Origin of the sequence: Myroides pelagicus (assembly GCF_009711055.1) — a bacterium.
Classification (GTDB): domain Bacteria; phylum Bacteroidota; class Bacteroidia; order Flavobacteriales; family Flavobacteriaceae; genus Flavobacterium; species Flavobacterium pelagicum.
In genome coordinates this window covers 30975-48152 of record NZ_WMJY01000011.1, presented here as the reverse complement: position 1 = coordinate 48152, position 17178 = coordinate 30975, and the positions used below count along the sequence as shown (strand labels likewise).

Sequence of the window (17178 nt, the reverse complement as noted above, 5' to 3'; positions counted from 1 at the left end):
TTTTATTTTATTTTATTATATTCTCTCTCTATTCTTTCTTCCAAACACTTATCTACATTTACTAATGGTAAACGCAAATAAGCATCAGATATTTTAGCCAACTTCAATATTTCTTTTATTCCTGCAGGATTACCTTGCTCAAAAATCATATCGATTATAGGCATCATTTCATATTGTAATTCAAATGCTTCATCTACTTTTCTTGACAATCCCAAGCGAATCATTTCTGAAAACTTAGCAGGTATTCCCTGTCCAATTACAGATATCACTCCTGCTCCTCCAGCTAATACCAAAGGTAAAGCAATTGCGTCATCTCCTGAAACAACTAAGAAATCTTTTCTAGCTACTTTGCGAATGATTTCCATCCCCTGTACCAAACTTCCAGCAGCTTCTTTCACTCCAATCACATTGGTAAAATCATCAGCCAAACGTACTATCGTATCAGGACTCATATTACTCCCTGTACGTCCTGGAACATTATACAGAATAATAGGTAAAGGACTTTGTTCAGCAATCATTTTAAAATGCTGATATATACCTTCTTGTGTTGGTTTGTTATAGTAAGGAGAAACTGATAAAATAGCATCAAATCCTTCTAGATTCTCTTGTGTCAATTCAGAAACTACTTCCTGAGTATTATTCCCTCCTACTCCTAAAACTAAAGGCAAGCGTTTCTTATTAGCCTCCACTACGATACGTTTGACCAACTGCTTTTCTTCTGTCGTTAACGTTACAGATTCTCCCGTTGTTCCTAGGACAACAAGGTACTCAACTCCTCCTTCGATTACATACTCTACCAAGTTTTGTAGAGCTACTACATCTACTGAAAGGTCACTTGTAAAAGGTGTAATTAATGCTACACCAGTCCCTTTTAATGATTGCATAATAATTCTTGACTGTTAGTGTTTAAAAATATTTATATACTCAAATAATAATTTCACATAAATCTCCGCATCTAAATCATTCATATCTAAATTAAAATGATTTACAAATGATGTAACGGAGGCTAAACCTACTTTGAACTTTGCTTTTGACTGACTCGTCCCCCATAACATAGGAATAGCGTCACTCTTATAAAAACTAATTAAAAGATCAAATGGCTTTTCCACAAATACACGTAAGGATTCATTCGACGTCTTTAAACTAGACTCAAAATCTCTCAATTTAAAAACATACAAAGCTCGCTCATCTGCTTTAGAATTGCTGCTATCGTAATACAATACGTAAATGTTATCTCTAGAAATCCCTCTCTTTACCAACACATCAATCATCTTTTCCACCATCGCTTGTTCCTTCTTCTCCGATAATATACCAATTGTCTTTACTTGATAATTAAATTCTGAAGGTACAGACGGTAATACCGAACTCTCTACTGCTTTACGTAAAGCCTTTTTTTTAACTGCATCGAACAACATACCTCTGTGATTTTTGTGAATTTAAAAAAATTCGCAAACCGTGTTACAGTTTTAACATCGATTTATTGAATCATACTTAAAAATTCATCTTCATTCAAAATGGTAATTCCCAACTTTGTAGCCTTTTCCAGTTTAGATGGCCCCATTTTATCTCCTGCAACTAAATAATCAGTCTTTGATGAAATAGAACTACCATTTTTCCCTCCATTGTCTTCTATTGCTTGTTTCATTTCATCTCTTGACATCTTTAAAAAAACACCTGAAACAACAACTGTCTTCCCTTTGAGAATCTCTGACACCACTGTAGACTCTTTCTCTTCTAATACAAATTGTAGACCATAAGTCTTTAATCGCTTGATATTCTCTTTATTTTTTTCATTACTAAAGAAATCTATCACACTTTGCGCTATTCGTTCACCAATTTCATCTACCATTACCATCTCCATCAATGAAGCTTGCGCTAATACATCTATACTTTTATAATGAATAGCTAATTTCTTCGCAACAGTTTCTCCTACAAAACGTATTCCTAAAGCATATAGAACACGCTCGAACGGAACCTGCTTAGACATTTCTATCCCCTTAAGTAGATTATCAGCTGATTTCTCTCCCATTCGCTCTAAACCAAGCAATTGCTCTTTTTTTAACTCATACAAATCAGCATAGTTCTCTACTAAACCATTTTTGTATAAAAGAACAACTGTTTCCTCTCCTAAGCCATCTATATCCATAGCCTTACGAGTAATAAAGTGCTGTATCCTTCCTGCTATCTGAGGAGGACATCCATAAGTATTCAAACAATAATGTTGTGCCTCTCCTTCATTTCTCACTAACTTACTTCCACACTCTGGACATTCTTTAATATATATAGTTCGCTCAAGACTCTCTGGACGAACACCCAAATCAATCCCTACTATCTTAGGAATAATCTCTCCTCCTTTTTCCACATACACCATATCTCCTACTCGAATATCTAACTTCGCTATTTGATCTGCATTGTGCAATGAAGCTCTTTTCACGATCGTACCCGCTAACTGCACAGGCTCCAAATTAGCCACTGGTGTAATTGCCCCTGTACGTCCTACTTGATAGCTTATCGAATTTAATCTCGTTTCTACTTGTTCTGCTTTAAACTTATACGCTATAGCCCATCTCGGAAACTTTGACGTATAACCCAACTCCTCCTGATAATGTAATGAATTTACTTTTATCACCACACCATCTGTCTCATACGGTAACTCATGGCGATGTTCATCCCAATACGCTATAAATGCAAATACTTCGTCAATATTATTAGCTAACTGAGAAACTACTGGAACTTTAAAACCCCATTCACGAGCTTTCTCTAATCCTTTAAATTGACTTTCAAATCCTAAATCTTGTCCTACAATATAATATAACAAACATTCCAGTGGGCGTTTTGCTACCTCAGCGCTATTTTGTAGTTTTAAACTACCAGAAGCTGTATTACGTGGGTTTGAATACGGCGCTTCTCCAATTTCCATTAGCTCTTGATTCATTTTCTCAAAGCCCGCAAAGGGCAATACAATCTCTCCACGAATATCAAAACGTACTGGAAAATCTCCTTTCAACTTAATTGGCACAGAACGAATTGTTCGAATATTACTCGTCACATCATCTCCTTGTATCCCATCTCCACGTGTTACTGCTCTTACTAGCTCCCCATTCTCATAAGTAATACTGATTGAAGCACCGTCGTATTTTAATTCACAAGTGTACTCCAACTGCACATCACCTAAGTTCTTCTGTAAACGCTGCTCCCAATCTAATAAATCTTCTTTTGAATATGAATTTTCTAAAGAATACATACGATGATCATGAACAACTGTGGTAAAATTTTTCGTAATCATCCCTCCTACTCGTTGCGTAGGGGAATCAACATCAAAAAACTCTGGATGTGCCTGCTCCAAGCTTTCCAATTCCTTTAATTTTATATCAAAATCATAATCAGAAATGGTAGGGTTATCTAATACATAATAATTATAATTATGCAAATTCAATTCCTCTCTTAACGCAGTAATTTTTTCTTGTGTGGTCATCTCTAGCTACTTATAACTTCAACATTTCTTTAAACTGACCATATAACTCTCCCTCACTCAAAATCGCCCCCTGTTGAATAATATCAAAAATTTCTTTATTACGGTCATTACCAAACTCTTTCCCTCCGTGCTTAATTTCTACTGCCTCTGTAAATACAGCATCACTTAACCACTGCAACCCTTCTTTGGTCATAAAATCAATGTCATCTTGAAGAGATTTAATTACTATTGTATGAATATATTTATCATCAAAACTAAACAAGAATATATGATTTTTAGAATAGTGTTCTAAGAATTGTGCTTTATTTAAAACTCCTTCCCATACTAAATCTGAAAAGATATCAATTTCCTGCTCTGCTACTTCTGGCTTGTCCTCCTTTAACTTATCCCACTCTTGTTTATCAATCTGTTGTGAAGCCAAAAAGTTAGTAAACTCTGGGTGCATTTCTTCAAGCTGTTCCTTTGTAAGACGCGTATATTTCATATCTAATAAATTTCAAAACTCAAAAATAAGAATTAAAGACCACATAAGAATAAAAAGACAGAAGATCTAATATCAATCAACAAAAAAAAGACTAAAATAACCTAATCACAGCACCATAAAACACAAAAAAGCCCTCTAAAAATAGAGGGCTTTCTTATTTATATGTATCAATAAATTGATTACTCTTGCTCAGCAACTACTTCGTAGTCAACTTCAACTATAACGTCACGGTGTAAACGTACTGTAGCAGTATATTTCCCTAAACGTTTGATAACTCCAGATGTAATATATTTTTTATCTATTTCTTGACCGTTTTTAGCAAATTCTTGTGCTAAATCTTGATTAGTAACAGATCCAAATAATTTCTCCCCACCAGCTTTAACAGCGATTTTGATTTCAAGAGCTTTTAATGCTTCAGCAATAACTTTTGCATCAGCAACAATTTTAGCTTCTTTATGAGCTCTTTGTTTTAAGTTCTCAGCTAATACTTTCTTTGCAGAAGGTGTAGCCAATACAGCTATTCCTTGAGGAATTAAATAGTTACGTCCGTATCCTGGTTTTACAGTTACTACGTCATCTTTAAATCCTAATTTCTGAACGTCTTGTTTTAAGATAATTTCCATGTTGATGTCCTTTTTAAAGAAGTTAGGTTTCACAAAGGAAAACCAACAACTTATTTTTTAATTATTTTAATAAATCAGCTACGTATGGCATTAAAGCTAAATGACGAGCTCTTTTAATTGCTACAGAAACTTTTCTTTGGTATTTTAAAGAAGTTCCAGTTAAACGACGTGGTAAAATTTTACCTTGTTCGTTTACGAATTTTAATAAGAAATCAGCATCTTTATAATCAATGTATTTGATTCCTGATTTTTTGAAACGACAATACTTTTTAGTTTTGTTTGTTTCAATGTTTAAAGGCGTTAGATATCTGATATCTCCGTCTTTTTTACCTTTTGCAGATTGTTCTATACTTGACATAACAATTAAGCTTTTTTAGTTTTTAATTTCTCTCTTCTTCTTTCAGCCCAAGCTACAGCGTGTTTGTCTAAAGATACAGTTAAGAAACGCATAACTCTCTCATCACGTCTGAATTCAGTTTCAAAGTTGATAATGATATCAGCAGGTGCTGTGAATTGGAATAAGTGATAAAAACCACTTTTTTTGTTTTGGATTTCGTAAGCTAATTTTTTTAAGCCCCAGTCCTCTTTAGCTACCATCTCAGCTCCTCTAGAAGTAAGAAATTCTTCGAATTTCGCTACTGTTTCCTTTACCTGAGTTTCAGATAAAACGGGATTCAAGATGAAAACAGTTTCATATTGATTCATAAATAAAAAATTTTATTTGTTATAAAAATTGGGTGCAAAAATAACAACTTTATTCTTACCTTCCAAAAAAACTACCTCTCTTTTTTAAACAAAGGATAATAAAAAATCTTATTTCCTTCCCTTTCGATAGAAAAATAAGCATAAACGCTTATCCCATAATTTACAATTCCTAAAAAAAGAATAGTCAACATCAAATAATCCATATTTTCCACATGATTAATTTTCCCTATTACATAAGTCACCACTAATACAATTGACAAAAGTGTATAAATTATCTGATTGTAAACAACATGCTTTCCTAGAGTTAGGATCTCTAAACTCTTTTTCCTATTATTTATCCAGAAAATTAACGGAGCTATAATATTTCCTAAAGGCACTACAATCCCAACTAAAACGAGTATATACGACATTCCATCTACTGTTTTTTCGTCTGGCAATACTGCTAAATCATGTAAATCTTCTACGGGTATATCTAAAGCTTGACACAACAACTGTCGAGTAGTTCCCCTAGGCTCACTACCTCCTTTTTCTACCCTTTGGATAGTGCGAATACTAATTCCTGAACGCTCACATAGTTCTTCCTGTGAATACCCTTTTTGAACTCTTAGCTCTTTTAATTTAATCATAACTTTTTCATTTCATTCCTATGACTCAAAATTAAAACACAACCTTGTCTTTCACTAGCGACATATTACTGACATTGTGACGACATTTCACTCTATATAAAAGCTTTAGCGTTTATCGATCTATTTTTTTTCCCAATAATTCTTCTGCTTTTTGATACATTCCTTCAATAGACAGCACCAACAAATCACGATGAGTCTTCAACCAATTCGCGTTCAATGCAACCAAATCTTCTTTGATTGCATAAAAATCATCATTTTTTAAAGCATCTCGTGTTGGGTTCTCTCCAAAATAATCTGTTTCAATAAAAGCTTCTAGTGCAACCTCATCAAATTCTTTCAAAAAAGCCACTTGCTTCTGTAAAAACGCCAAGTGCTCCTTTGCTCCCATCTTTTCCATTCCCTGCATTACCAAATCAAAGAAATCGTAATCAACTTGAGTATTCCATACTAATTGAGAAAAATTACCATTATTATACTCTACCAAGTAATAATCTACATAATAACTAAGGATCGCATCTGGGTGGATATACTCTTCAGGACTCCCTTCCACCTCTTCTCTTAATAAATTAATAAATGTAATGTTTGAATAAACTACATCAAACACATCTTCACTATTTACAGATTTATCTGAAACTACAATCTTTAAATCTTTCATATTTTATTTTTATTGTTCAACACTAGCCTTATAGGCTCGCTCTGTATCTTTTATCTAAGGTAAGTTTTTTTGCATAACCACATAGACCTATCCTAATATTATTTTAATAAAAGTCAACATTAATCGTCACTTTTACTGAACGATACGCCCCTATCGCTTCAAAGCTTTTTAAAACCTGCTTAACCTGTGCTTTTGTTTGGTTTAATGGCACTTGTTGAGGAATTTTAATTAATATCACACGTATGTACTGATTCCGAATACGATTAATAGCAGGTTCTTCTGGTCCCAATACTGGAATATTAAACTGTTGTTTTAAACTATTATACACCCAAAATGAAGCTTCTTTTAATTTTTCAAATTCGCGATGACGCAAAGTCAACTTAACCAATCGATAAAATGGTGGGTACTTAAAACTATATCGTTCGTACATTTGCTCTTTAAACATCCCAATGTAGTCATTATTCGTTACTTGCTGAATAATATTGTGATAAGGATTGAAAGTCTGTACGACAACTTTGCCTTTTTTATCTTTTCTGCCCGCTCGCCCACTAATCTGAACTAACATTTGATAAGCTCGCTCATGCGCCCTAAAATCAGGATGGTATAGACTGTTATCCGCATTCATCACTCCTACTAAATTGACATTGCTAAAATCAAATCCTTTCGCTAACATTTGAGTTCCGACCAGAATATCAATTTCTTTATTTTCAAATGCCTCTACCAGCTTTTCGAATCCATATTTTCCCCTAGTCGTATCTTGATCCATACGACCGATACGTTTATTTGGGAACAACTCCCTTAACTCCTCTTCTATCTGCTCAGTCCCAAACCCTTTTGTATTCAAATCAACACTATGACATCGGTAACATTGTTTAAGCATAGGCAAGGTGTATCCACAATAATGACAGCGCAGTTCGTTGCGATATTTGTGATAAGTCAAACTCACATCACAGTGAGGACATTCAGGTACTGCCCCACAAGTCATACATTCTACAACGGGAGAAAATCCCCTTCTGTTTTGAAACAAAATCACCTGCTCCTCGAGTGATAATGCCATATTCATCGCATCAATCAAATAATCTGAAAAATGCCCTGTCATCTGCTTGCGTTTATACTTATCCTTTATATCTACTAAGACAATTTCTGGTAAATGTACATTCGTATAACGTTTACGCAACTCTACTAGGCCATACTTGTCTTGATTAGCATTATAGTAAGTCTCCAAACTAGGTGTTGCAGACCCCATCAATACTTTAGCACCGTGTTGCTTTGCTAAAACTACAGCACAATCCCTTCCATGGTAGCGAGGTGCTGGATCATGTTGTTTATAATTTTGCTCTTGCTCTTCATCAATTACTACAAATTGTAAATTATTGAATGGTAAAAAGGCCGAAAGACGTGTACCAATTACAATCTTCGACTTTTCTGATTGATTTAACACCTGATCCCAAACCTCTAAACGTTCATTATGGGAATACTTAGAGTGATACACTGCCACTTTATTTCCAAAGTAATTGGTTAATCGCTGTACCAATTGCGTTGTCAACCCTATCTCTGGCAATAAGAACAGTACCTGTCCTTCTTGTGCTAAGTATTTTTCTATTAATTTAATATATACTTCTGTTTTTCCTGATGCTGTCACTCCATGCAATAATACTACATCCTTATGCTGGAATGCTTGTTCGATTTCCCATTGAGCTTTTAACTGCTCGTCATTCAATTCGACAACATCCTGTGTTGCATCACCAAAAATTACACGATCTTGATTCAAATAATACTCCTCAAAAACACCTTTATCCAACAATGCTTTTAATACCGCATTCGTCGTCTCAGACTCCTCCATCAACTGTTTTGCTGTTATTGGTTTTTTGGTCACAGCATTCATTTGAAAATACTTTAAGATCATCTCCCTTTGCTTCTCAGCTCGAGAGACCTTTCCCATCAAATCAGCTAAACCATTCTCTTCAATATATTGTTCTGCTAATTTGATGTAACGTATTTGTTTCGGTTTATATTTTTCAACCATCTCTTCTTGTAGAAAGATCACCCCTTTTTCTAAAAGGGAATGAATAATTGGAAAAACCTTCTTCTTGTTGAGAATAGCAATAATCTCTTCAATTTTTAAGATAGCTTGAGATTGCAATGCTTCAAAAATCAAATACTCTGAATCATTTAACTCATCTGTTTGAATTGTTGTTTTATCGTTGTACTGCACCAAAGTTTCATTTTCCAAAAGCAAACGAGAAGGCATTGCACAGCGATAAACTTCCCCAATCGTACACATATAATATTCTGCCATCCACTTCCATAAGTCTATTTGCTTTTGAGTAACCACTGGAGACAAATCAATGATTTCATTGATCTCCTTCGCTTGATACAACTGAGGTAGGCGATTGTGCTTTTCAATAACCAACGCCGTATACACTTTCGTTTTACCAAAAGGTACAGCCACACGCATACCTACTTGGATAAAAGCGTACTCAGTTTCACTAACCTGATAAGTAAATGTTGGCTCTAAAGCCAATGGAATAATAACCTCAACGAAATAATACATCTCTCCTTTTTAATACGTTTCACAAAGATAATCCTTTCAATTTAACTCTATACCACACCATTCAATTAGCTCTAATTAATCACAATTTTATCATTACACCTATTTCCTGTATTGATCACTTTGGTCAGTTTAAATAAGGCTTCCGTAGATTATTCATAATTAAGAAGGTATTCCCAAATAAAACCTCCTAAATACTAAAACAGAAACAAAAAAGAAGGTTGTTTGCTATTAAGCCCAACAACCTTCTTTCTGATTTATTTCTATAAAACTATTCTACTTTTCAAAAGGAATCCATTATACCTAAAAGATAAAAACAACCTAGCCCTAACTAGATCAGCCCCTTTATTTTAGTCATAAGTAATTCATATCATTTTCCGATCTGATATTCTGCTTGATTTTAACTAATTTACTTATTTCAGTAAATCAGCAGCATTTGGAGCCGCCTTTTGTTCTTCGGTAGCATAAACCCATTCATATTTTTTGAAACCAAAAAGATTAGCAATCAAATTACTTGGAAACACAACTACAGCATTATTATAAGAAGTGATAGAAGCACTAAGAAATCTGCGTCCTGCTGCTATTTGTTCCTCACAGTCCATAAAGGCGTAATTCAATTGTGAAAACTGAGCATTAGACTTCAGCTCAGGGTAATTTTCTACTTGTACTAACAACTGCTTCAATGCTGCACTTGCCTCTTCAGGGTTCAAATAAGGATTATCAACTGCTGTTGCTACTACCTGTGAACGCAAAGAGGTAATTTTCTCCAATAAGTCTTGTTCAAAAGACATATATTTTTTCACTGTAGCTACAAGATTTGGTATTAAATCAGCTCGCTGCATAAACAATGCATCTAAAGATGATATCGCATTTTGTATTTGGTTTTTTCGTTTAGCCAAGCTGTTGTAGGCTGATACCATTATAAACAACTTAGATTCAAATGAAAAAGTAATCAAATTGTTTGGAAAGAGAACTATCAAGGTATCTACCTTTTCTACACCTAATGAATATACACTTAAAAAAATAAATCTGGTTCATACAAAAAATAAGACCACTAACTGTAGCTAGTAGTCTTTAGTATATACATTCCAAATGGTAATTGATAGTAAATACAATCACTTAGTTTGCTTTTATCCAGGTCTGAGTACGTCCTAAGAGAGAAAACCCAACATAGCCTCTAACATCTAATTTATCCTTTCCATTCAATTTAGCAGCACATTTATACTGCTTTCCACTTTCAGGATCTGTTATTTTTCCTCCTGTATATTCTCCTTCTTTTTTCTCGAGTCCTTTGATAATTACTAACCCTTCAATTGGTTTACCTTTTTCATCTCCTTCGCAATTATCACAAGTAGGATTAGGTTTACTTGGATTCAGTAATTTAATTACCTTACCATAATATTTGCCCCCCTTTTCATAGATTTCTACAATAGATTTTTCTTTACCTGTATTGTCGTCAATTGTCTTCCACTTACCTACAATCTCCTGTGCTTGTATCGTGCACACCGCAGTAAGCGTCACTGCTAATGTCATTAGAAAGTTTTTCATAATTATATGTTTTGGTTTAAGGTTTATAACCAAATATAACTATTTTTTTGACTTAAGTTTACTTATTGCCAAATTTAATTCAAAACCCAGCAATAAAATCATACAGTTAATCCACAAGTAAAACATTACCACTAACAAAGTACCTATCGACCCATACAATTCATTATATCTCGCAAATCGCAAAACATATACTCCAAAAAGAAAGGAAGTCAGGATATAAAGAATGGTGGTAAAAACAGAACCTATAGAAATAAACGAAACCTTCATGGTTTCTTTAGCACCAAACTTATACAAAATAGACGTTGTCAAGAGTACTATTAAAAGCAAAAAAACACTTCTAGACCACTGTATCAATGTATTATCTATCTCGAATTTAAACATCAATACCTCTAAACCTACATAAACAGCAACAGAAAATATTAATAAGAAGGCTAAAAGTACAGAAAGTACTAAGGCTACTAAATATTGACGAACAATATTACGAGAGATTGTAATATGGTAAGATGATTCAAATCCACCAATAATAGCAAATACACCATTAGTCATTAAAAATATTGATAGCAAAAACCCAGAAGACAACAAGGACTTATAACTATTGCTCATAATATCAGCTAAGGTGGACTCTACTGCATCAAAAGTCGTTGGAGGTACTGAATCCGCAACAAACTGCATAAAATCTGCCTGGAAATTATCTACGGGGATATACGGTATCAAATTCAATATAAATAACGCGAATGGAAATAATGCCATAAAAAAACTAAAAGCAATCGAACCAGCTCGATAAGAAAAAGCTCCTCTAACAATACCTACCACATATAATTCAACTAAGTCATAAAGTGAATATCCTTCCAAGAAAGAAAACTTTATACCTTTTAAAAAAGCCACTAACTGACTTATCACAGGTATTCGTTCTAACCTATCCTCAATACTTTTTGACATGTTATTTATACTTTATTTATCAAAGGTACTATTTAATTTCCTATCAACCATAGTGAGTTATCCCACATGTTTATCATACTATTAAGCTTTAAAAAAAGCTATTGAAAGAAAGAAAAATCAATTTAGTATTGGTTTTCTTTCTTTCAAAAGTTATTAATCCTACATCATTCTTTTAGAACTAGACAATTCAACCAAATTATAGATTATTCTTCTACAACTGCTTTTAAACTTAGATCTAAATTGTGTACAGAATGTGTCAATGCACCTGAAGACACATAATCTACACCACATAACGCATATTCCCTAACTGTAGTATGATCAATGTTTCCTGAAGACTCCGTTTGACATTGATTACCGATTAAAGCAACAGCTTCTCTTGTCATAGCATAGTCAAAATTATCTAATAAAATACGGTGTACATTATCACAAGCTAAGATCTCTTTAACTTCAGCAATACTTCTAGCTTCCACTATTATCTTTAAATCTCTATTCGTCTCATTTAAATACTGATTAGTCTTTGCGATCGCTTCTCTAATACCTCCCGCAAAATCAATATGATTATCCTTCAACATAATCATGTCATATAAAGCAAAACGATGGTTTCCACCACCACCGATCTTCACTGCCCATTTCTCAATAGCTCGAATACCAGGGGTAGTTTTTCGCGTATCTAAAATAGTGGTATTCGTTCCTTCTAACAATTGGGCAAAAGATCTCGTCTTCGTCGCAATAGCACTCATTCGTTGCATAGCATTCAACACTAAGCGCTCAGCCTTTAAAATAGCTTGAGAGTTACCTGTTATATACAAAACTATATCGCCTACCTCAACAGGTGTCCCATCTTCTATACAAACCTCTACTTCTAAACTAGGATCTACAAAAGCTAATACTTGCTTGGCAAACTCAACCCCCGCAATAATACCTTCTTCCTTCACCAACAATTTAGCTTTTCCACTAGCAGTAGCCGGAATACAAGCTAAAGAGCTATGATCACCATCGCCTACATCTTCGCGGATAGCATTACTAATAATGATATCTAATTCTTTCTGAAATTGTTCTGCTGTTATCATATAAAAAAAATTTGCGATGCTAAAATAAGAAATGTAAATACATTCCCTATTTATTACATCGCAAAGTATATTGATTTCAAGTTTTTAATTATCCTATAACAACCCCTAGTAATCTATAAAACTCCTTCAAAATAGCAGGATGTCCTGGCCATGCTGGAGAAGTAACTAAGTTGCCATCTACTACTGCTTTATCAGCTCCAACTTCTTCGTAATGTCCTCCTGCAACTGTAATATCAGGTCCTACTGCTGGATAAGCTGTCAGCTTTCTTCCTTGTAGCACGCCGGCAGGAGTCAATACCTGAATACCATGGCAAATCGCAGCAACTGGTAAATTCTGAGCAAAGAAATACTTGACAAAATCGATAACCTTTGCATTCAAACGGATATATTCTGCCGAACGCCCTCCACAAATATATAACCCTTGATAGTCGGCTTCATTCACATCGTCGAAAGATTTATTAATCACAAAATTATGCCCTCTCAACTCGGCATAAGTTTGATATCCTACAAAATCGTGTACTGCCGTAGCGATAACCTCCCCTTTTTTCTTCCCAGGACAAACTACATCTACTTCAACACCAATCGAAAGTAAAGCCTGATAAGGAACCATTACTTCATAATCTTCAACGAAATCGCCTGCAAGCATTAAAACTCTTTTTGCCATAATAATATTTTTTAGATTAGTAATACTCCCCTAAAATACTATTTTTATTTCATGTACTTGTTAAGAAGATATGAAAACTATCACTCTAACCACAAATAGCTATCTGCTCTTTCCTACACAAATTGACCAAACTAAAACAAATACCTATATATCAAACAACTTATCCACTCTATTCAAAGGGAATACAAAATATCTTTAGTACTTTTATAGAAAACTAAATAAACACAACAATGAAAAAATTAATCGCTTTGGCCATTTTAGTTGCATCAACAATTAGCTGTAACCAAAAACAAACACCCCCTACAACAGTGACAATCGAAGATGCTTATACATTAGAAATTCCTAGTAACCTTGCACCTATACAAGAACTTTTTCCTGGTGCGGATCTTCAATACGGAAATACCTATCTACAAACCTACTTGATTGGAAAGAAAAGCGTAAAAGCACAAACAAGTAATTTCCAAGCATTCGTAGATCAATCTTTAGCTTTATACAACAAAAGACCTAATTATGAAATTGTCAAAAAAGAAGATGTAACTATAAACGGGATAAAAGGGCAACAATACGAATTAAAAATGTCTCAAAAAGACGTTTATATGTATATGATCCAAACAATGCTAAATGGGGAAAAAGCAAACTACCTACTTATGGGATGGACAACAAGTCAAAATGCAGAAGTAGAAAGTCAAAAAATAAAAGAGACGATAAATACCTTTAAGGAATTATAATATTTTAATAAATATTTACCGATTAAAAATACACAAAACACATAATTATCGTACCTTTATACATAATTTATTTCACATAAATACTTTTGTTTAACTTAAAATAATTAATTATGAAAGGATTAAAAACTGTATTTGCATTAGCGATAGCTACAGTAATGTTTGTCTCTTGTGGAGATAAAAAACAAGATAAAGCATCTCAAGCAGAAGCTCCTACAACTGAGGCTAAAGCTGAAAAAGAAGAAACAGTTAGAATTTTAATCACGGGTGATGACCAAATGAAATTCAACAAATCAGAAATTAAGGTTCCTGTGGGTAAAAAAATCAAACTAACACTTAAACATGTTGGTAAGATGGATAAAAATGTAATGGGACACAATTGGGTGTTACTAAAACCAGGCACTGATATGACTGCATTCGCTGAACAAGCTGCTAAGGCATCAGCTACAGATTATATCCCTGCTAGCGAAAAAGACAATGTAGTTGTTCATACAAAAACTTTAGGAGGTGGTGAATCAGATACAATCGAATTTACAATCACTGAAGCTGGAACTTATGACTTCTTATGTTCTTTCCCTGCACACTTCGCTATGATGAAAGGTAAATTAATTGCTGAATAGTAATTAGCTAAAAAAGAATATACAAAGGGTCAGTTTCACGTAAATCTGACCCTTTCTTTTTTATTTACTTAATCTAGATTAATTAATTTTGAGTTTTAAGCCTTCGATGGTTGATTTTAAAAATTAACTATCGTATGTTTGTGTAAATATAATTGCATATACTACAAAAATGAAAAAAATCGTATTATCTCTAGCGGTTATAACTGCTATGACATTTGCATCTTGTGGAAACAAAAATGCTGATAAAACAAACACTGAAACGAAAACAGAAGCTGCTGCTCCAGTAGCGGACGTGACAAACTACAACGTAGTAACAGCTGAGTCTAACATCGACTGGGTTGGAGGAAAAGTATCTGGAAGTAACCATACAGGAACACTAGCTCTTAAAGAAGGTACTGTAAGTGTAAAAGAAGGAAAAGTAGTAAATGGTAAATTCGTAATTGATATGAACTCTATCGTAGTAACTGACCTTAAAGATCCTGAAATGAAAGCTGGTTTAGAAGGACACTTAAAAGGTTCTACTGAAGAGAAAGCTGATCATTTCTTCAACGTATCAAAATACCCAACTGGAACATTCGAACTAACATCTATTACTGATGAAAACGGAAAACAAATCGTAGCAGGAAACTTAACATTAAAAGATGTTACTAATGCTATCTCTTTCCCTGCAGTAGTTACTGTTACTGATGCTGATGTAACAATCGCTTCTGAAGAGTTTAATATTGACAGAACTAAATGGGGAGTTAACTTTAATTCAGGTTCAATCATTAAAGATTTAGCAGGAGACAAAATCATTAAAGATAACATTACTTTAAAAATCAACACAAAAGCTACAAAATAATAGCTTAGCGTTAACTGTTATATTGAGTTGATTATCATACTCAACAGTAGAAAAGCCCTTGTCCTAGGATAAGGGCTTTCTTTATCGGTGTAATTTCACAAGAAATGGATAATTTTGTACTTAATAGTAAAATTCAATCTACCCTATTAGAAATAAGAAACTATGAATCATTTTGACATTATCATAATCGGAGGAGGACCTATTGGAATTGCTTGTGGTATAGAAGCAAAAAAGAACGGACTCTCATATCTTATAATTGAAAAAGGATGTTTGGTTAACTCATTGTTCAACTATCCTGTCAATATGCAATTCTTTTCTTCTTCAGAGTTATTAGAACTAGACAATATTCCTTTTATCAGCAAAGAGAATAAACCGCGACGCAGTGAAGCATTAGAATACTACAGACGAGTTGTAACTACGCACTCCTTAAATATTCACTTATTTGAGACGGTAGTCAATGCTAAAAAAAACAAAGAAGACGTATTTCAAATTACAACGACAAAGGAAAACTATACAGCAAAAGATGTCATTATTGCAACAGGGTTTTATGATATTCCTAATCCGTTAGACATTCCCGGAGAAAATCTACCAAAAGTATCACACTACTACACGGATCCTCATTACTACGCTGGTATGGATGTAGTTGTAGTAGGAGCTAGTAATTCGTCTGTAGATGCAGCCCTAGAATGTTACAGAAAAGGTGCAAAAGTTACAATGGTTATAAGAGACAATGAAATTAGCTCTCATGTCAAATATTGGGTAAAACCAGATATTGAGAACCGTATCAATGAAGGGAGCATTACTGCACTATTCAATAGTAATTTAAAAGAAATAACAAAAAATTCAGTAGTTATTGACAACAATAACACAGAAATAACAATAAAAAACGATTTTGTTCTTGCACTTACGGGATATCGTCCTAACTTTGTGTTTTTAGAACAATTAGGAGTTACCCTATCAAAAGATAATAATCAAACTCCTACTTACAATACAGAAACTATGGAAACAAATGTGACGAACTTATATTTAGCAGGTGTAGTATGCGGTGGTCTAAACACGCACACTTGGTTTATTGAGAATTCTAGAATTCACGCTGTTACCATTCTTACCCACATCATCTCCAAATATCGATATTGTCGATTTTAGGACTTACATTCCTTACACACCCCTTTAGCTACAACGTCTATATCATCAAGCTGAAAACCAATTGGTACTTCAATTTTGGGAATAGATACTTGTGTTAAGCAGATTGTTTTTTTACAATTCCTACACACAAAATGTAGATGAGTATCGTGATGATGTTCTTCATCACATTCCTGAGCACATAACGCATATTGAGTAACATTATTTGTTGTAATACTGTGAAGTAATCCTTTGTTCTCAAAGGTCTTCACTGTTCTATATATCGTCACTCGATCAGATTGTTCAAAACTTGCCTCTATATCCGCAAGAGAAACAGCTCCTTTTTGTTTTTTAAGAAACTTAAAAACTAAAATACGCATTGCTGTTGGATTAATCTTCTTTGCAGTTAATTCCTGTTCTATACTCATTATTACCTATTTTGTTTTACTAACAAAGATAAGCATTGTTTATCAATCGAATTGTACCTTACCCTTAACATTATATTAGCTTAAATATATTTAAAAAAATAC

At 33.8% G+C, this 17178-nt stretch carries 20 protein-coding genes; 4 read left to right on the top strand and 16 right to left on the bottom strand.

Translation table 11 applies throughout. The features are described from left to right. Window positions 1–2 precede the first annotated feature (2 nt). From dapA to GJV77_RS06575, 15 genes are all read right to left on the bottom strand, one after another. Complete coding sequence (dapA, locus tag GJV77_RS06645) at window positions 3–884, bottom strand: 4-hydroxy-tetrahydrodipicolinate synthase (protein WP_155035599.1); 882 nt, start codon at window positions 882–884, stop codon at window positions 3–5. 15 nt (window positions 885–899) lie between these two features. Then, on the bottom strand, window positions 900–1415 hold the full coding sequence (locus GJV77_RS06640; RefSeq protein WP_155035598.1) for a DUF6913 domain-containing protein: 516 nt from the start codon (window positions 1413–1415) through the stop codon (window positions 900–902). A gap of 62 nt (window positions 1416–1477) precedes the next feature. Beyond that, window positions 1478–3475, bottom strand: a complete 1998-nt coding sequence (gene ligA / locus GJV77_RS06635) for an NAD-dependent DNA ligase LigA (RefSeq protein ID WP_155035597.1) — start codon at window positions 3473–3475, stop codon at window positions 1478–1480. Between the two features lie 10 nt (window positions 3476–3485). After that, window positions 3486–3959 (bottom strand): DUF6495 family protein, encoded by a 474-nt coding sequence (locus GJV77_RS06630; RefSeq protein WP_155035596.1) that lies wholly within the window; start codon window positions 3957–3959, stop codon window positions 3486–3488. A gap of 179 nt (window positions 3960–4138) precedes the next feature. Then, the gene (rplI, locus tag GJV77_RS06625) at window positions 4139–4582 is read right to left on the bottom strand and encodes a 50S ribosomal protein L9 (RefSeq protein WP_155035595.1); all 444 of its coding nucleotides are present in this window, start codon (window positions 4580–4582) and stop codon (window positions 4139–4141) included. Window positions 4583–4643: 61 nt separating this feature from the next. Beyond that, complete coding sequence (gene rpsR / locus GJV77_RS06620) at window positions 4644–4940, bottom strand: 30S ribosomal protein S18 (RefSeq protein WP_006260233.1); 297 nt, start codon at window positions 4938–4940, stop codon at window positions 4644–4646. 5 nt (window positions 4941–4945) lie between these two features. Further along, window positions 4946–5287: a 30S ribosomal protein S6 gene (gene rpsF, locus GJV77_RS06615; protein WP_155035594.1), complete on the bottom strand. Its 342-nt coding sequence runs from the start codon at window positions 5285–5287 to the stop codon at window positions 4946–4948. Between the two features lie 71 nt (window positions 5288–5358). Next, window positions 5359–5913: a helix-turn-helix domain-containing protein gene (locus GJV77_RS06610; protein WP_155035593.1), complete on the bottom strand. Its 555-nt coding sequence runs from the start codon at window positions 5911–5913 to the stop codon at window positions 5359–5361. Between the two features lie 112 nt (window positions 5914–6025). Beyond that, a complete protein-coding gene (locus GJV77_RS06605) occupies window positions 6026–6568 on the bottom strand; it encodes a DMP19 family protein (RefSeq protein ID WP_155035592.1) in 543 nt (180 codons plus the stop codon). Between the two features lie 103 nt (window positions 6569–6671). Next, window positions 6672–9122 (bottom strand): replication restart helicase PriA, encoded by a 2451-nt coding sequence (priA, locus tag GJV77_RS06600; protein ID WP_155035591.1) that lies wholly within the window; start codon window positions 9120–9122, stop codon window positions 6672–6674. Between the two features lie 410 nt (window positions 9123–9532). Next, on the bottom strand, window positions 9533–10039 hold the full coding sequence (locus GJV77_RS06595) for a LemA family protein (protein ID WP_155035590.1): 507 nt from the start codon (window positions 10037–10039) through the stop codon (window positions 9533–9535). Window positions 10040–10238: 199 nt separating this feature from the next. Next, window positions 10239–10667 carry a DUF2147 domain-containing protein gene (locus GJV77_RS06590; RefSeq protein ID WP_155035589.1) on the bottom strand — a complete coding sequence of 143 codons (429 nt, stop codon included), beginning with the start codon at window positions 10665–10667 and terminating at the stop codon, window positions 10239–10241. Window positions 10668–10706: 39 nt separating this feature from the next. Next, a complete protein-coding gene (locus tag GJV77_RS06585; protein ID WP_155035588.1) occupies window positions 10707–11606 on the bottom strand; it encodes a YihY/virulence factor BrkB family protein in 900 nt (299 codons plus the stop codon). A gap of 203 nt (window positions 11607–11809) precedes the next feature. Next, window positions 11810–12676 carry a carboxylating nicotinate-nucleotide diphosphorylase gene (gene nadC, locus GJV77_RS06580; protein ID WP_155035587.1) on the bottom strand — a complete coding sequence of 289 codons (867 nt, stop codon included), beginning with the start codon at window positions 12674–12676 and terminating at the stop codon, window positions 11810–11812. Window positions 12677–12764: 88 nt separating this feature from the next. Beyond that, window positions 12765–13340: a DJ-1/PfpI family protein gene (locus GJV77_RS06575; protein WP_155035586.1), complete on the bottom strand. Its 576-nt coding sequence runs from the start codon at window positions 13338–13340 to the stop codon at window positions 12765–12767. 230 nt (window positions 13341–13570) lie between these two features. On the opposite strand from GJV77_RS06575, the gene GJV77_RS06570 reads away from it, so the two are divergent. The 4 genes from GJV77_RS06570 (at window position 13571) to GJV77_RS06555 (ending at window position 16672) form a co-directional block, all read left to right on the top strand. Next, the gene (locus GJV77_RS06570) at window positions 13571–14068 is read left to right on the top strand and encodes a hypothetical protein (RefSeq protein WP_155035585.1); all 498 of its coding nucleotides are present in this window, start codon (window positions 13571–13573) and stop codon (window positions 14066–14068) included. Window positions 14069–14178: 110 nt separating this feature from the next. Next, on the top strand, window positions 14179–14685 hold the full coding sequence (gene azu, locus GJV77_RS06565; RefSeq protein WP_155035584.1) for an azurin: 507 nt from the start codon (window positions 14179–14181) through the stop codon (window positions 14683–14685). Window positions 14686–14854: 169 nt separating this feature from the next. Next, a complete protein-coding gene (locus GJV77_RS06560) occupies window positions 14855–15526 on the top strand; it encodes a YceI family protein (RefSeq protein ID WP_155035583.1) in 672 nt (223 codons plus the stop codon). Window positions 15527–15688: 162 nt separating this feature from the next. Then, window positions 15689–16672, top strand: a complete 984-nt coding sequence (locus tag GJV77_RS06555; protein WP_155035582.1) for a YpdA family putative bacillithiol disulfide reductase — start codon at window positions 15689–15691, stop codon at window positions 16670–16672. Here the strand turns inward: GJV77_RS06555 and GJV77_RS06550 are convergent. After that, entirely contained in the window at window positions 16669–17076 is a 408-nt protein-coding gene (locus GJV77_RS06550) for a Fur family transcriptional regulator (protein ID WP_155035581.1), read from the bottom strand. The two genes, GJV77_RS06555 and GJV77_RS06550, sit on opposite strands and share 4 nt — an antisense overlap. Window positions 17077–17178: the final 102 nt, after the last annotated feature.

Coding starts and splice junctions, on each gene's coding strand:
- dapA (WP_155035599.1), bottom strand. CDS start 884: ATGCAATCATTAAAAGGGACTGGTGTAGCATTAATTACACCTTTTACA.
- GJV77_RS06640 (WP_155035598.1), bottom strand. CDS start 1,415: ATGTTGTTCGATGCAGTTAAAAAAAAGGCTTTACGTAAAGCAGTAGAG.
- ligA (WP_155035597.1), bottom strand. CDS start 3,475: ATGACCACACAAGAAAAAATTACTGCGTTAAGAGAGGAATTGAATTTG.
- GJV77_RS06630 (WP_155035596.1), bottom strand. CDS start 3,959: ATGAAATATACGCGTCTTACAAAGGAACAGCTTGAAGAAATGCACCCA.
- rplI (WP_155035595.1), bottom strand. CDS start 4,582: ATGGAAATTATCTTAAAACAAGACGTTCAGAAATTAGGATTTAAAGAT.
- rpsR (WP_006260233.1), bottom strand. CDS start 4,940: ATGTCAAGTATAGAACAATCTGCAAAAGGTAAAAAAGACGGAGATATC.
- rpsF (WP_155035594.1), bottom strand. CDS start 5,287: ATGAATCAATATGAAACTGTTTTCATCTTGAATCCCGTTTTATCTGAA.
- GJV77_RS06610 (WP_155035593.1), bottom strand. CDS start 5,913: ATGATTAAATTAAAAGAGCTAAGAGTTCAAAAAGGGTATTCACAGGAA.
- GJV77_RS06605 (WP_155035592.1), bottom strand. CDS start 6,568: ATGAAAGATTTAAAGATTGTAGTTTCAGATAAATCTGTAAATAGTGAA.
- priA (WP_155035591.1), bottom strand. CDS start 9,122: ATGTATTATTTCGTTGAGGTTATTATTCCATTGGCTTTAGAGCCAACA.
- GJV77_RS06595 (WP_155035590.1), bottom strand. CDS start 10,039: ATGGTATCAGCCTACAACAGCTTGGCTAAACGAAAAAACCAAATACAA.
- GJV77_RS06590 (WP_155035589.1), bottom strand. CDS start 10,667: ATGAAAAACTTTCTAATGACATTAGCAGTGACGCTTACTGCGGTGTGC.
- GJV77_RS06585 (WP_155035588.1), bottom strand. CDS start 11,606: ATGTCAAAAAGTATTGAGGATAGGTTAGAACGAATACCTGTGATAAGT.
- nadC (WP_155035587.1), bottom strand. CDS start 12,676: ATGATAACAGCAGAACAATTTCAGAAAGAATTAGATATCATTATTAGT.
- GJV77_RS06575 (WP_155035586.1), bottom strand. CDS start 13,340: ATGGCAAAAAGAGTTTTAATGCTTGCAGGCGATTTCGTTGAAGATTAT.
- GJV77_RS06570 (WP_155035585.1), top strand. CDS start 13,571: ATGAAAAAATTAATCGCTTTGGCCATTTTAGTTGCATCAACAATTAGC.
- azu (WP_155035584.1), top strand. CDS start 14,179: ATGAAAGGATTAAAAACTGTATTTGCATTAGCGATAGCTACAGTAATG.
- GJV77_RS06560 (WP_155035583.1), top strand. CDS start 14,855: ATGAAAAAAATCGTATTATCTCTAGCGGTTATAACTGCTATGACATTT.
- GJV77_RS06555 (WP_155035582.1), top strand. CDS start 15,689: ATGAATCATTTTGACATTATCATAATCGGAGGAGGACCTATTGGAATT.
- GJV77_RS06550 (WP_155035581.1), bottom strand. CDS start 17,076: ATGAGTATAGAACAGGAATTAACTGCAAAGAAGATTAATCCAACAGCA.